At 71.9% G+C, this 15,106-nt stretch carries 9 protein-coding genes; 4 read left to right on the top strand and 5 right to left on the bottom strand.

Annotated features, from left to right (window positions below; all coding sequences use genetic code 11):
* A partial coding sequence (gene proA / locus PLL68_RS03555; RefSeq protein WP_324531708.1) for an anti-phage protein ProA occupies nucleotides 1-5,138 on the bottom strand: 5,138 nt, incomplete at its 3' end.
* A gap of 96 nt (nucleotides 5,139-5,234) precedes the next feature.
* Here proA and PLL68_RS03550 point away from each other — a divergent pair.
* Nucleotides 5,235-7,106 (top strand): helicase-related protein, encoded by a 1,872-nt coding sequence (locus PLL68_RS03550; protein ID WP_324531707.1) that lies wholly within the window; start codon nucleotides 5,235-5,237, stop codon nucleotides 7,104-7,106.
* A gap of 12 nt (nucleotides 7,107-7,118) precedes the next feature.
* On the opposite strand, the gene PLL68_RS03545 is transcribed toward PLL68_RS03550, so the two are convergent.
* Together PLL68_RS03545 and cysM are read right to left on the bottom strand one after the other, a co-directional pair.
* The gene (locus PLL68_RS03545) at nucleotides 7,119-7,421 is read right to left on the bottom strand and encodes a virulence factor (RefSeq protein WP_324531705.1); all 303 of its coding nucleotides are present in this window, start codon (nucleotides 7,419-7,421) and stop codon (nucleotides 7,119-7,121) included.
* Between the two features lie 139 nt (nucleotides 7,422-7,560).
* Nucleotides 7,561-8,487 carry a cysteine synthase CysM gene (gene cysM / locus PLL68_RS03540; protein ID WP_324531703.1) on the bottom strand — a complete coding sequence of 309 codons (927 nt, stop codon included), beginning with the start codon at nucleotides 8,485-8,487 and terminating at the stop codon, nucleotides 7,561-7,563.
* A 71-nt stretch (nucleotides 8,488-8,558) separates the two neighbouring features.
* Here cysM and relB point away from each other — a divergent pair, with 71 nt between their 5' ends.
* The 3 genes from relB to PLL68_RS03525 are packed head-to-tail and all read left to right on the top strand — an operon-like array spanning nucleotide 8,559 to nucleotide 9,821.
* Complete coding sequence (relB, locus tag PLL68_RS03535; protein WP_324531701.1) at nucleotides 8,559-8,780, top strand: type II toxin-antitoxin system RelB family antitoxin; 222 nt, start codon at nucleotides 8,559-8,561, stop codon at nucleotides 8,778-8,780.
* A complete protein-coding gene (locus tag PLL68_RS03530; RefSeq protein WP_324531699.1) occupies nucleotides 8,777-9,040 on the top strand; it encodes a type II toxin-antitoxin system RelE family toxin in 264 nt (87 codons plus the stop codon). Before relB ends, PLL68_RS03530 begins: the two co-directional genes overlap by 4 nt.
* 43 nt (nucleotides 9,041-9,083) lie before the next feature.
* Nucleotides 9,084-9,821 (top strand): 4'-phosphopantetheinyl transferase family protein, encoded by a 738-nt coding sequence (locus PLL68_RS03525; RefSeq protein ID WP_324531698.1) that lies wholly within the window; start codon nucleotides 9,084-9,086, stop codon nucleotides 9,819-9,821.
* On the opposite strand, the gene PLL68_RS03520 is transcribed toward PLL68_RS03525, so the two are convergent.
* The gene (locus PLL68_RS03520; RefSeq protein WP_324531696.1) at nucleotides 9,739-11,046 is read right to left on the bottom strand and encodes a M1 family metallopeptidase; all 1,308 of its coding nucleotides are present in this window, start codon (nucleotides 11,044-11,046) and stop codon (nucleotides 9,739-9,741) included. The genes PLL68_RS03525 and PLL68_RS03520 overlap by 83 nt on opposite strands.
* A complete protein-coding gene (locus PLL68_RS03515) occupies nucleotides 11,043-14,927 on the bottom strand; it encodes a Pls/PosA family non-ribosomal peptide synthetase (RefSeq protein WP_324531694.1) in 3,885 nt (1,294 codons plus the stop codon). Before PLL68_RS03515 ends, PLL68_RS03520 begins: the two co-directional genes overlap by 4 nt.
* Nucleotides 14,928-15,106: the final 179 nt, after the last annotated feature.

The following is a 15,106-nucleotide window of genomic DNA, read 5'->3' as shown; positions in this document are numbered from 1 at the left end:
AAGCCGTCCAGCACCCCGTCGCGGTCGGCGAGCCACGCCGGCAGCCAGATGCGGGAGACGTGCGGCCACCTGAGCATTCCGCCGAGCACCTCGATGGGCAGGGTGTCGCGGTCGCCGATCGTCGCGCGGTTGCTCCATTCCGGCCCGTCGAGCAACACGGCTGCCACGGGGCGGGTGGGGTCGGCAGCCAGGGCCACGGTCAGATCGACCCGGAAGTCTGACAGGCCCACGTCGGTCTCCACCACAAAGCCGCGCTCCTTCAGCGCGTCGGCGATGTCCTCACGATGCAGGTCGCGGTCCCGCCGTCGCAGCCGGGCGGACTCCAGCGCCCGGGCTCCCACATCGGCCATCTCGAGGTAGGCCCGCAGGTGCTTCACCCCCACGTTCTTCGTTTCCTCGGCGCGCAGTTGCGACGGTTCGAACGAGGTGAACAGCACCACCTGGCGCCGGGCACGGGTGATGGCGACGTTGAGGCGTCGCTCACCGCCCTCGAGGGACAGCGGGCCGAAGTTCAGCGGCAGGACACCGTTGGCGTTGACGCTGAATGCGGTGGAGAAGAGGATGACGTCGCGCTCATCGCCCTGCACGTTCTCGAGGTTCTTGATGAACAGGCCCTCCTCCTGGGTGGAGTCGAGCGCCTCGATGATCCGGGTGTCACCACCGTCGCGGATGAGCGCCTCGATGAACGCGCGTTGCTGCTGGTTGAAGGTGACGACACCGATGGACGGCACGGCCTCGGGCGAGGCCTCGAAGCGCCGACGGATCTCCTCGACGATGGCCTCCGCCTCCTTGCGGTTGGTGCGCAGCGTCTTGCCCTTGCCGGAGCGCTCGAACACACCTCCCACCCGGACCAGGCTCAACCCGCGATCGCTGTGCCCCCCACCGACGCCGAGACCCGGCGCCGGGAACGAGGACAGCCGACCCTCGTAGTAGTGCAGGTTGCTGAAGGCGATGAGCGACTCGTCCTGGCTGCGGTAGTGCCAGGACAGCCACTGCTGGGGGACCGCGGCGCTCAGGCACTCGCTGAGGATGCTCTCGGCGTCGGTGAGCGACTCGGATGCCGTCGCGTCGCTGTCGGCGTCGTCGCTGGTGCTCGCTTCCCCGAACGAGGATGGTGGCATCTGCTTGCTGTCCCCGACGACCACGACCGACGAGGCCCGACCCATCGCGCCGATGGCGTCGGCGACCCGGATCTGCGACGCCTCGTCGAAGACGACGATGTCGAACATCCCCGACTCGGCCGGGAAGAACCGCGCCAACGAGTCCGGGCTGACGAGGACGCACGGCATCAGCTGGGTGATGAGGTCGCCGTACTGCGTCATGAGCTCGCGCATCGGGAGCGCCCGACGGGTCTTGTTCACCTCGCGGCGCAGCCCGCCGATGCGGCCCGACTCACTCATCGCGTTGAAGTCGCGCCGGGCGATCACCTCCCGTGGCAGGGCCTGCTGGAGCAGGCCACGCACCTCACGCCCACTGTCGACGTACTGACGCAGGCTGCGCTCGTGGCTGCGGACGTCGAAGGCGTCGAGGTTCTGGCTCACGAGCCGCTCGGCCCGGGACGCCGCAGCGAGCCCCTTCTCGAAGGCCTGCGGGGCGTCGTCGGCCTCGACGCTGCCGTCGAGCAGCGCAGCCGCTGCCGCGGGCATGCGGGCCCGGTCGAGCGCCGCCACGGTGCGGCGCAGGTCCAACCACCGGCGCAACGAGATGAGGTCGTCGTCGAGGCTCGACCGAAGGGCCGCGGTGCCGACCCAACGATCGACCAGGCCCTCCCCACGCAACCACTGGCGCACGTCGTCGTCCGTGGCCCGAGTGAGCGCGAAGACCTGCTTGAGTGCGGCCGCGAGCGCGGCAACGGCATCGATGGTGGCGGCCTCGGGCGTGAACCCCGACTCCAGGAGCCGTCGCAGCTCGTCCTGGAAGGTACCCCCCGAGTCCTGGGGCGCCACCGCAGCGCCGGCCCACTCGAGCCAGTCGAGTTGCTGGGCCACGACGCCGGCACCCTCCGGGGTCAGCGGGTTCCAGTTCGGCGGAACCCGCACCCCCGCAACTGCCGTTGTGCGGGCCGCGAGGAACTGGACGGCACCTTGCAGCTGGACCAGGGCCGCGAGCAGCCCGACGAGCTCCTTGGGCTGCACGACCGCTCCAGGGCGCAGCCCGGGCTGGAGCTCAGCGAGCACGGCCCGCAGCCGCTTCTTGCGCCCGAACCAGCTCGACGCCGCCGCGGCTTGGGCACGCCCGTAGATGTCGGGCAGCGCGAGCTCGAGTGCCGCGGGGGTCGCCCGGTCGAGCCCGGGGTGGGAGGCAGCCACGAAGGCATGCACCTCCTGGCGCACCGCGACGCTGTCGGCGCGCCACGACTGGCTGCGCGTGCGGTCGAGGGTGTCCAGGGTGATGCTCGGGGCCCGCAGCAGCGCGGCCAGCGACTCCAGGTCAGTGGCGCGGGTGGCAGTGCGAAGCACCCCGGCGAGCGGTGACACCGCAGCCAGCCGCTCGACGGCGCGGTCGACCTCGACAGCGGCCTGACGTACCGCTGCGAACGGCCCGGCATCCAACTCGCCGACACGCACGAAGGCCCACGGGTTGTTCGGCCCTGGCCGAGCCGGGCCAGCCACGTCAGGCAGGGTGCGCAGCATCGCCCGTAGGCTCTCGCGCTCGGTCGTGGCCTCGTGGGTGAGCAGGGTCCGTGGCACCTCGAAGGAGTACTCCGTGTCGGCCCGGTGCAGCAGTTCGGTCGTCGCCCCGTACAGCGAGTGCCCGGCCCCGTTCTCCTCGTGGACCCGACGGGCGTAGCGGGACAGCCGCCCGGCGCTGGAGTCGTGCTGCTCGATCGCCACCTTGAGCGCCTGCGGGTCGGCGAAGGGGGTGGCATCCATCGCCTTGCGGATCTGTTCGCGCACCACCGCGGGTTTGCTGCCCTTGTCGTGCAGGTCGAGGGAGTAGGGCCCCATGCCCACGCCGTCGAGGCGGCGCTTGACGACGTCGAGGGCGGCCCGCTTCTCGGCGACGAAGAGCACTCGCCTGCCCTCGGCCATGGCGCGGGCCAGCAGGTTGGTGATGGTCTGCGACTTGCCGGTGCCGGGCGGGCCCTCGAGCACGAAGGTGCGTCCGGACACGGCGTCGGCGACGGCCCGCAACTGGGAGCCATCGGCTGGCATCGGGCACAGGGCCGCGAGCGCGTCCAGGTCGGGGCTACCCGTCGCGTCGTGCGAGTCGGCGAAGGGTGCCGTCGGCGTGTGGACGAGGTGCGAGACGAGCGCGTTGTCGCAGAAGGTCTCCCAGTGCTCGTCGAGGTCCTTCCACAGCCGGAACTTGGCGAACTGCAGGATCGCGATGTCCGCGGTGTCCTCCACGTGGTAGCTCAGGCCGCGTTCCTGGACAGCCACCCGCACTGAGGTGAACGCGGCGGCCAGGTCGATGCCGGAGTCGTCGGCGACCGGGTTCTCGAGGCCGGGGATCGACATCCCGTGCAGCTGCTTGAGCTTCTCGAGCAGGCAGTAGTTCGGGGTGCTCTGCCCGGTCTCGTCGATCTCGAGGCGGTAGGTGGACTGCCGCGCACCGGTCACCAGCCGCACCGGCACGAGGATGAGCGGCGACCTCAGCGGTTCCGCCCGACCCTCGACCGACCAGACGAGGGTGCCGAGCGCGAGGTAGAGGTTGTTGGCACCGGTCTCGTCGACGATCGTCTTGGCCTTGTAGGCGAGCGAGCGCATCCTGCTCAGGTAGGCCGCGCTCGTCACGTCGGTGTAGACGGCCTGCTTGGTGGCGACCAGCCCCGCTCGTGCCTCTGCGGGCAGTTCGCGCCCGTAGCGGATGCCGCGGGCGCGCAGGACGTCGTCGAGCTGGTCGGATGGCAGGAGGTGGATGGCCTTGCCCGCATGGAGCAGGTCCTCGACCTGGCCGAGTGACTCCCCCGGCGCCGCGAGGTTGATGCCGGTGGACTCCTTGTAGTTGAGCAGCCGGTTTCGCAGGGTCAGGTCGAGCAGCGAGTTCTTCCACGTCGTCACGCGAGCGGGCACCGAGTCCTGGTGCGCTCCACGGGTCGCCGCCCGCCCGCCGGTGACGATGAGCACCGGTGTGCTGTGCTCGGCGGGGCTGTACTCGATGATCTGCGGGGTGCCGTCGGCGGCGCGCCCCTGTGCCGGCAACGGGTAGACCCGGCCGAGGCGGGCCTGCCGCACGTCGACGACGCCCTCGATCACGGACAGGTCGGCGAGGTGCTGCTGGCGGGGGATGCGGGTCGCGTGGTCGAAGTCGACCGGCTCGGTGCGCTTGGTCAGCGCCGTCGTCTCGACCAGACCCATGTGGCCCAGGTCGAGGTGGTTCACGACCTCGCTCGCATCGGTGACGACGATCGACCCGAGCGCGCGCTCGTCGCGCCACCACCCGAGGAACGCGTGGCCCTCGATGACCCAGAGCAGCGGGCGGATGCCGGCCTGCTCCAGGCAGGCTGCCATGACCACCGTGAGGTCCAGACAGGTGCCGACCCGCTCCCCAACGACCTCGCGGGGGGTGCGCACCTTCTGGCCGGCGTCCTCCACCCGACCGTGCCAGCTGGCCGGCGGGTTGGCGTAGGCGATGCCCAGGCCCTGGAGGGCCTCGTACACGGCTCGCACGATGTCGTCGACCCGCTCGACGTCGGCCTGGTAGCCCTCGATGGACGGGCTACCCGTGCGGGCCTCGAGGATGCCGCTCGCGGTCCGCAGCACCTGCGCCACCTCGGGGCTGTTCGGCATCACGTGCGCCGGCAGCATCTCCAGGCCGAGGCCGACGGGTAGGGCCGACCAGTGCTGGGCGGCGTGGACGATGACGTCGACCTCGGCGCTGCCGACGGCCCAGTCGTCCTCGTCGAGGATCTCGACCTTCAGGCGCCCCGGCCGGTGCGCCTCGACCGTGGCCATCGCGGCGGGATCGAGCGCAAGGGTGAGGTCGCGCAGCACGAGGGCGGCCTCGACCGGGAGGTCGAGCAGTTCGGTGAACGGCTTGCTCAGCCGCCCCTGCGAGTCACGCAGTTCGGCGCGCAGCGTCGCGCCACGCAGTTCGTCACCCCGGTTCACCACCCGCACGGCGTTGATGACCTGGATGCCGTTGTGCGCCATCGCGTACGTCACGACCGGGATGGCGTCGATCTCGATGGCCACGGTGCCAGCATCCACTGCAGTTGTCCCCTCGTTCACGAACCGTCGCCGAGACCCTACGGCCCCGCGGTGACACAGGGCGCCGCAGGGTGCACACGAGTGCAGACCGGTATCGCGTCGCGAGAGTCACTCGCGACGTATGCCGGGTGGCTCGGCCGGGAGGCCAGCGTGCGCCACGGCGACACCGCTGCCGGTGCCCGTCGGCGGCAGGCCACGTCGCGGCCCTCGGTCCTGCTCACGACGCCCGAGTCGCTCGAGGCGATGCTCGTCTCGACGCTGCTCGACGCGCCGCGCATGTTCGGTGACCTGCGGGCCGTCGTCGTCGACGAGGTGCACGCCTTTGCGGGCGACGACCGCGGCTGGCACCTTCTCGCGGTGCTCGAACGGCTGGGCGCGCTGGCCGGTCGCCCGCTCCAGCGGATCGGCCTGTCCGCCACCGTCGGCAACCCGGATGCGCTGCTCGAGTGGCTCCAGGGGCGAGAGCGCTCGCGGCGCACCGTCATCGCGCCGCCGATCGAGTCGTCGGCAGCACCCGAACTGGCTCTGGACCACGTCGGGAACGTGGGCAACGCCGCGAAGGTCGTGAACGGCATCCACCTCGGGGACAAACGCCTCGTGTTCGCCGACTCGAGGAAGACGGTCGAAGGGCTTGCCGTCGCCCTGCGTGGGTTGGGGACGCAGACGTACGTGTCGCACTCCTCGTTGTCGGTGGACGAGCGGCGCCGGGCCGAGACGGCCTTCGCCGAGGCGCGCGACTGCGTCATCGTCTCGACATCGACCCTCGAGCTCGGGATCGACATCGGCGACCTCGACCGCGTCGTGCAGCTCGGCGCACCGAACACCGTCGCGTCAGTGCTGCAGCGGCTCGGGCGCACCGGGCGGCGCCCCGGGTCGACCCGCAACCTCACCTTCCTCGCCACCGAGGACGACGAGCTCCTGCGCGCCGCGGGTTTGCTGCTGCTGCTGGACGAGGGCTTCGTCGAGCCGGTCGTGGCTCCCCCCGAGCCGCTGCACGTGGCTGCTCAGCAACTGCTGGGGTCTGCCCTGCAGAAGGGTCGGATCTCGCTCGCCGAGGAGTCCTCCTGGATCTGCGGGCTCGGCCTGGCCGACGAGGGACGGCTGGCGGAGATCTGCGAGTGGCTCGTGGAGACCTCCCACCTCGACACCGATCAGGGGCTGGCGTTCATCGGCCCGCGGGCGGAGGCTCGCTACGGCCGGCGCAACTTCATGGACCTGCTCGCCGTCTTCACCGCGGCACCCGAGGTCGTGGTGGTCCACGGCCGGCGGGAAGTCGGCAGCGTCGACCCGATGCTGCTCGTCGCCAAGGTCACAGGCCCGCGGATCATCGCCCTCGCCGGTCGCCCGTGGCTGGTCACGCACATCGACTGGCGACGGCGCAGGGCATACGTCGAGCCGAGCGACCGGGCCGGTCGCTCACGATGGACCGGCGAACCTCGCGCCTACTCGCTCGAACTGTCGGATGCCGTGCGCCGGGTGCTGCTCGGAGCCACGCCTGTGGGTGCCGAGTTGACTACCCGTGCGATAAACCGGCTCGGGTCGCTTCGTGAGCAGTACCGACACCGGGTCGCGCCGGACGCCAGCGTGGTCACCGAGGACGATGGGCGAGTGCGCTGGTGGACCTTCGCGGGGGCAGGCGCGAACGCTGCGCTCACTGCTGCCCTCGACGCGGTGGCGCCTGACCTGCTCGACCAAGGGACGTTCGGCAACCTGAACATCGCGCTGCGATCCGATGCCACGGCGGTCGCGGTGGGGTCGGCGGTGCGCCAGGCCCGGGCGGAGTTCGGCTCGGACCTCGTGGGCGTCATGCCTCCGGTCAGCGAGCAGGCGCTCGCCAAGCTCAAGTTCGCCGAGCTCCTGCCACCCCACCTGGCGCTTGGCACGCTGTCCGCGCGGAGCACGGACCGCCGGGGTGCAGCGCTTGTCGCCGGCCGTCCCGTGGCCGGAGGCTGAGGAAGGCTGGGGTCAGCCTTGGGCCGGCCCGATGGCGTCGAGGTAGGCCGCGATCGCCTCGTCCCCCCACTGCTCCTCGAAGCCGCGCACGGCCTCGTCGGCGGCGGCGGCGAGGTCACCGCTGGTCTCCTCCCACGGGGTGCGGGTCCAGCCCTCGAGGTAGGCGGTGCTGTCGACCGCGCCGAGGCGCATGGCGGCCTCGTCGATCGCCTCCTGGAAGCGCGGCGGGAGCGGCACCTTGACCACGTCGTCGCCGTCGCGGGCGACCACGAGGGAGGGGAGGTCACGCCACCAGGTCACCTGGATCTCAGCCATGGCGTGCATGCTGCCACGACTGGCACCACGAGCCCGACACCTTCAGTCGAGAGTAGGGGAATCGCCGTGTGGCGCCGGGGCTGCACGGCGATTCGCTTACTTTCGACCAGCAGGGAGCCTTGATGCTGGGCCAGGACGGTCAGGCGGGGAACACGCCGCTGGAGAGGTACCGGTCACCGCGGTCGCAGACCACGAACACGATCGTCGCGTTCTCGACCTCCTGCGCCACCTGGAGTGCGGTCCAGCACGCGCCTGCCGCGGAGATGCCGCCGAAGATGCCCTCCTCGCGGGCCAGCCGGCGGGCCATCTCCTCGGCGTCCGCCTGGGAGACCTCCACGGTGCGGTCGACGGCCGAGGGGTCGAAGATCCTCGGCACGTACTCCGGTGGCCACGCGCGGATGCCGGGGATCCTGGACCCCTCGGCAGGCTGTGCCCCGACGATCTGCACCCCGGGGTTGCGCGACTTCAGGAACCGCGAGACCCCGGTGATCGTGCCGGTGGTGCCCATCGCGGACACGAAGTGCGTGATCCGCCCGTCGGTCTGGCTCCAGAGCTCCGGGCCCGTGCCCACCTCGTGGGCGCGCGGGTTGTCCGGGTTGCCGAACTGGTCCAGGGCCCGGCCGCGTCCTTCGCGCTCCATGCGCGTCACGACGTCGCGAGCCTCTTCCATTCCCCCCGATGCAGGCGTGAGCACGAGCTCTGCTCCGTACGCCTTCATCGTCTGGATGCGCTCGATCGAGGCGTCCTCGGGCATCACGATGACCAGGGGGTAGCCGCTGATCGCCGCCGCCATCGCCAGGCCGATCCCGGTGTTGCCGGACGTGGCTTCCAGCAGGGTGTCGCCGGGCGAGATCTCCCCACGCTCCTCGGCACCCCGGATCATGCTGATCGCCGGCCGGTCCTTCACCGAGCCGGCCGGGTTGTTGCCTTCGAGCTTGGCGAGCAGCACGTTGCCGCGGCGTTCGTTCTCCGGCCCCGGAAGGCGCTGCAGACGCACCAGCGGGGTGCCGCCGATGACGTCCTCCATCGTGGGGTACGACGTGGGGTACGACCCAGGGGTGCTCACCCGCTGGAGTCTACGGCGACAGCACTCACCACACCGCGATACGATACGTGTATCGCAGAAGGGAATTCCTGGTGCCACTATCCATACGTCTGACCGCAGAGGACGAGGCACGTCTGAATGCGCTTGCGGCGCGGACCGGGCGCTCGAAGACCTTCTACGTACGCCAAGCCATCGAGGCACACCTGAGTGAACTTGAAGAGGTGTACTGGGCCGACGAGGCGATCCGCGAATACGAGTCGACGGGCCGTGAGTCCCGCCCCGCTCGGCAGTTGTGGGATGAGCTGGGCGTGTGAGCCGCTGGGCTCTCGAGACGTCCCCTCAGTTCGACAAGGCCGCTCGCAGACTGGACCCGCAGATCCTGCGGCGCGTGCGCGTGTACCTCGACGAGGTCTGTGACCTCGAGGATCCCCGCTCGCGGGGGAAGGGGCTGAGCGGGCAGTTGTCCGGCTACTGGCGCTATCGCGTCGGCGACTATCGCGTGCTGGTCGAGATCCGCGACGATTCACTCGTCATCGTGGCGATCACGCTCGGGCATCGGTCCGGCATCTACTGAATGGGGCTGCCTTTGCGGACGGTCGCCCGTCTAGCCTTGGACGGTGGATGCCGTGACCGGGCCGAGCGGCCGCCGCCGGATCCACACGGCGTGGCGACTTGGGTGGGGCGAGACGACCGGGGCGGCCGACCCCGCCACCCTGCACCCGGCTGAAGCAGCCCTCGTCGAGAGTGCCCGCCCGCAACGACGAGCCGAGTTCGCCACGGGCCGCCAGTGCGCACGAATCGCCCTGCGCGAGATCGGGGTCGAGCCGCCTGACCACCCGATCCTGGCCGACCCCCACGGCGCCCCCCTGTGGCAGGCCGGGGTCATCGGCAGCATCACCCACACCGCGGGCTGGACCGGTGCCGTCGCGGCCCGACGCGCCCCGGACGCAGACCTCGCCTCGATCGGCCTCGACGCCGAGGTGGCAGCACCCCTGCCGCCCGGCGTCCTGGAGGTCGTGGCCTCGGGCGCAGAACGCACCGAGCTCTCCGCCCTCGGCAGGGCCCACCCCGGCACCCCCTGGGACACCCTGCTCTTCGCCGCCAAGGAGGCCACCTACAAGGCGTGGTACCCGCTCGCCGGCACGGTGCTGCACCACGAGCAGGTCCGAGTCCACCTCACCGCCGACGGCACCTTCCGCGCGGAGGCGAGTGACGGCATCCGGATGCCGTTGCGTGTGCAGGGGCGGTGGCGCGCCGATCCCGACGTGGTCGTCACCCTCGCTGCGGTGGCAGCTCGGGAAGTTCCTCGCGACGCAGCCACGCGTCGAACAGCTCGCGGTGCGGCGAGCCGCTGACCGACTCGACGCATGCCTCGAAGTCGACGGTGGTGACGACCTCGTAGCGGTGGGTGTCGACCCAGGTGCGCAGCACGTCGAAGAACATCTCGTCGCCAAGAGCCGTGTGCAGGGCAAACAACGTCAGCGCCCCCCGCTTGTAGACCCGGTCGTCGAAGACACGGTCTGCTCCGGGGTCGGTGAGCACGAGGTCCTGGGGCTTGCGGGCGAGCCCGTCGTGGTGGCGGGCGGCCTCCTGCGCGAGCGTCGTGCGCCCGCACTCCTGCGACCACAACCACTCGGCGTAGCAGGCGAACCCCTCGTGCAGCCAGATGTCGGCCAGCGAGGCGGCGGTGACGGCGTTGCCGAACCACTGGTGCGACAGCTCGTGCGCGATGAGCCGCTGCGCCGACCAGTCCCGGCTGAGGTGGTTGGTGCCGAACGTCGACAGCGACTGCGACTCGAGCGGGATCTCCAGCGGGTCGTCGGTGACGACGGCGGTGTAGCGCTCGAACGGGTACGGGCCGAACAGCTCGGTGAACACCTCGAGCATGCGCGGCTGGTCGGCGAGCGCCTCACGCACCGACTCCATGCGCGACGGCGGGCCGACGAGCCACGTCGGCACCGGGGCGTCGACCTGCTGCTCGGCGTCGTAGCGGCCGATCTGGAGGGTCGCGAGGTAGGGGGCCATGGGGTCGCGCTGCTCGTGCACCCACTCGGCGCGGCGCCCCACGGTCTTGTGGCTGACGAGGATGCCGTTCGCGACGACCCTGTAGGCGGGGTCGGTCTCGACCCGGATGCGGTAGCGGGCCTTGTCGGCCATCCGGTCGTTGCAGGGGAACCACGTCGGGGCGCCGTGCGGTTGGGCGGCGACGAGCACGCCGTCGGTGAGCTCTTCCCAGCCGGCCGGTCCGTCGGGGCCGGGCATCGTGCCGGGGTTGCCCCGGTAGGCGATGGTGAGCAGCAGCGGTTCACCAGCGGGCAGGGCCTGGGTGAGCCGGATGCGCAGCCGCGAGCCCCGGTGCGACCAGCGGGCCACCTTGGCTCCCTCGACGCGCAGGCTGCGCACCTCGAGCCGGTGCAGGTCGACGACGAGATCGGTGAGGTCGACCACGGCCCGCACCGACAGCTCGGCGCGGCCTTCGAGGTGGTTGCCGAGCGGCTTGTAGCGCAGGTCGAGGGCGTAGTGCTCGACCTGGTAGCGGTCGTCGCCGTGGCCGGGCAGGTACGGATCGGAGCCGGTCATTCGGGCTCAGCCCACGGGCCGACGGGGTTGCCGATCCACCGGGTCTTGTCAGGCACGGACTCGCCACGCATGACGAGCGAGACCGGCCCGACGGTGGCGTGGCGCCCGATGCGGGCGGCCGGGAGGATGACGGAGTTGGGGCCCAACGTGCCCCCGTCTGCGATCGTCACCCGGTCCATCGCGAGGATCCTGTCATGGAACAGGTGGGTCTGGACCACGCAGCCGCGCCCCACTGTCGCCCCGTCGCGCAGGTCGATGAGGTCGGCCTCGGGCAACCAGTAGGTCTCGCACCACACGCCGCGCCCAACCCTGGCCCCCATGCTGCGCAACCAGACGTTGAGCACCGAGGTACCGACGGCGGCCCGGGCGAACCACGGCGCGGCCACGACCTCGACGAAGGTGTCGGCGAGCTCGTTGCGCCAGACGAACGAGCTCCACAGCGGGTGTTCTGACGGTCGCAGCCGCCCGACCAGCAGCCACTTGGCGACGGTGGTGACCCCGACGGCCACGGCGCCCGCGACGAGCAGCACCGGCCCGCCGAGCGCGATCGCCCACAGCGCCCCGGCGTCGACCAGTGCGAGAAGGGCCGCGGCGCTGAGCACGATGAGCGCCACGTGCACCCAGACCGCGACGATCCGGGCGAGCTCGACGAGGGCGCGGGCCACCCGCAGCCGCGTCGGCGGCGCATGGGTACGGGTGGTGTCGCCGGTCTCGGTGTCGCGGCGCAGCGGTCGGGGTGGGCTGCCGAGCCAGGAACTGCCGGCCTTGGCAGTCCCCCGTTGCGGCGCGGCCGACAACACGGCGACCAGGGCGTGCTTGGGCACCTTGCGACCGGGCGCCGCCATGCCGGAGTTGCCGACGAAGGCGCCCTTGCCGACCCGCACGGGCTCGACGCGCAGCCAGCCGCCCCCGAGTTCGTAGCCGCCGACGAGGGTGTCGTCGGCGAGGAACGCACCTGCGCGCACCGTGACGAACGTCGGCAGCATGAGCACGGTCGAGGCCTCGACGTCGGGGCCGATGTCGGCGCCGAGGGCTCGCAGCCACCACGGCGTCAGGCTCGAGGAGTAGAGCGGGAAGAGCCAGGTGCGCGCCTCGTCGAGCACCCGCAGCACCGACCAGGCCTGCCACGCCCGCAGACCGTGCACGGGGTGGTGGCCCGGTTCGAGACCGATCGAGAGCAGCCGCACCGTGGCGAGAACCAGCCCGACGAGCACGACGAGGCCGACGACGGTGGCGACGGGCAGCCACAGCAGCGCGGCGGTCAGCAGCCCGGCGAGGTCGGTGGCCGCGGTCAGCTCGGGCAGGGCGACGGTGACGCCGGCGAGCACGGCGAGCACCGGCATCAGGGACAAGGCGATGGCCGACGCGGCGTAGGCGAGCACCCAGACGCGACGGTTCGGCGGGCGCTCCGGCGTCCACGGGCCGCGGGCCGCACCCGACGGGCCGGCGGGCGCACCCGACCAGGCCTCGTCGGCCGGCACCGGCCCGAACACGGCCGACCCGGGCGCGACCTCCGCCCGGTCACCGATGTCGGCCCCGGGCAGCAGGGTGCTGCGCGCCCCGACGCGGGCCTCCTCACCGACGGCCATCGCCCCGATGTACACGTGGCCGCCGTCGAGCCAGTGCCCTGCCAGGTCGACCTCGGGCTCGATGGAGCAGCCGGTGCCGAGCGTGAGCAGGCCGGTGACGGGCGGGATGCTGTGGAGGTCGACGTGACGACCCACCCGGCATCCGAGCAGTTTCGCGTAGACGCGAACGAGGGGGGCGGCCGACAGGTTCGTGGCCCCGAGCTCGTCGACCAGTCGCTCGGCGAGCCAGAGCCGCAGGTGCACCCGGCCACCGCGGGGGTACCGGCCAGGGCCGACCCCGCGCAGCACCAGGCGCGCCGCGGCGGCACCGAGCAGCACCCGCCCGAAGGGGTTGATGAGCAGCAGCCACCCGGTGAGCACCCAGCCCCACGCGATCCTCGGCAGCCACGGCGCATCGACGACCCGGTGAGCGACGAGCAGCCCGAGCCCGATCCACGTCAGCCAGCGCAGCGCCCCGATCGACCGCACGACGACGGTGCCGAGCACCTGCGCGACCTGGGTGTCGCGCGGGACCGGCGAGACCGAGGCGTTGGTGCGGCCGGTCGGCGCGGCCATGGCGTCGAGGGTCTGCGCGAGGTCGGCGAGGACGGGGTGCTCGTAGATGTCGGCGACGGTGACGTCCGGATGCCGTTCGCGCAGTTTGGAGACCAGCTGGGCTGCGCTGAGGCTCCCCCCACCGAGGTCGAAGAAGTCCTCGTCGGGGGCGGAGGGCGGCGAGCCGAGGATGGCGGCCCAGTGCCCGGCGATCCAGGCGGCCGTGCCGTCGAGCTCGAGGTCGGGGGTGCCGGATGCCGTGGCACCGGTTCCGCGGGACGCGCCGGGTGGCGGCCACGGCAGGGCGTCGCGGTCGATCTTCCCGGAGGTGCGGGTGGGCAGGGTGTCGACGACGGCGATACGCGGGACGAGGGCGGCCGGCATCGACGCCCGCAGCTGCTCGGCCGCGGCCTTGGGGTCGAAGCCCGCGTCGGCGGTGACGTAGCCGACGAGCAGCCGGTTGCCCGCCTCGGTGCGCTTGACCGCAGCGGCGGCTCCGCTGACCCCGGGGAGGCCGAGCAGGGCGCTGTCGACCTCACCGAGCTCGATCCGTCGCCCACCGACCTTGACCTGGTCGTCGGCACGCCCCTGGAAGACCAGACCCACGCCGTCGAAGCGGACGACGTCGCCGCTGCGGTAGGCGCGCTCCCAACCCAGGCCCGGCATCGGGGCGTACACCGCGGCATCCTTCTCGGGGTCGAGGTAGCGGGCCAGACCCACGCCCCCGATGATCAGCTCGCCCGGCTCTCCATCGGGAACGCGCTGGCCCTGCGCGTCGACGACGGCGAGGTCCCAGCCGTCGAGCGGGAGGCCGATGCGCACGGGGGGCTGGCCGTCGAGCTGGGCACCGCAGGCGACGACGGTGGCCTCGGTGGGGCCGTAGGTGTTCCAGACCTCGCGGGTGTCGGTGGCCAGGCGCGCGCCGATCTCGGGAGGGCACGCCTCGCCGCCGAGGATGAGCAGGCGGACGTCGGCGAGGGCGTCGGCCGGCCAGAGGGCGACGAGGGTGGGCACGGTCGAGACGATGGTGATGTCGTTGGCGACCAGCCAGGGGCCGAGGTCCATGCCCGAGCGCACGAGGGAGCGCGGTGCCGGCACGAGGCAGGCGCCGTACCGCCAGGCGAGCCACATCTCCTCGCAGCTGGCGTCGAACGCGACGGACAGGCCGGCCATGACCCGGTCACCCGGGCCGATCGGGCGCTGCTGGAGGAACATCCGCGACTCGGCGTCGACGAAGGCGGCGGCGTTGCGGTGGCTGACGGCGACGCCCTTGGGCAGGCCGGTCGAGCCCGAGGTGAAGATGACCCAGGCGTCGTCGGTGAGCTCGGGGTCCTCCTCCGGAGCCTCGTCGGGGTCTGCGTCGGGCGGCGCGGCCGGGCCGGATCGGATGACGAGGTCGGTGCCGACGATCGCGGCGACGCCGGCCTCGCCGAAGACGACTCGCGCCCGCTCGTCTGGGTCGTCGTGGTCGACCGGCACGTATGCCGCGCCGGCAAGCAGGATGCCGGTGATCGCGACATAGAGGTCGGTGGTCCCCGACGGGATGCGCACCCCGACCCGGTCGCCACGCCGGACACCGTCGCTGCGCAGCGCCGCCGCGAGCTCCTGGGCGGCGTCGAGCAGTTCGTCGTAGGTCAGGACCTCGCGGCCGTTGTCGATGGCCGGGGAGTCGGGGTGTGCATCGGCGGTGGCGCGCAGGATGTCGACGAGGGTACGCGGCTCCGGAGCGAGGTGGGCACGCAGCAGCGGGTCGGTCACGTCGAGGTCACGCTGCGAGGGTTCGCCTGACGGCGTCGAAGGCTCCACGTGCCCAGTCTGGCGTGACGAGGTGAACGCCGCGTGACGACTGCGTTCGCCGCGCCGGGCGTGTCAGGACACCCGGCGCCCGAAGCGCAGGGCCACGACCACCGCCCCCGCGAACGTCCAGGCCACGAGCA

Source organism: Ornithinibacter sp. (assembly GCF_035443565.1).
Lineage (GTDB): Bacteria > Actinomycetota > Actinomycetes > Actinomycetales > Dermatophilaceae > Fodinibacter.
The sequence above is the reverse complement of the archived record's forward strand: the minus strand, read 5'-3'. Positions and strand labels throughout refer to the sequence as shown.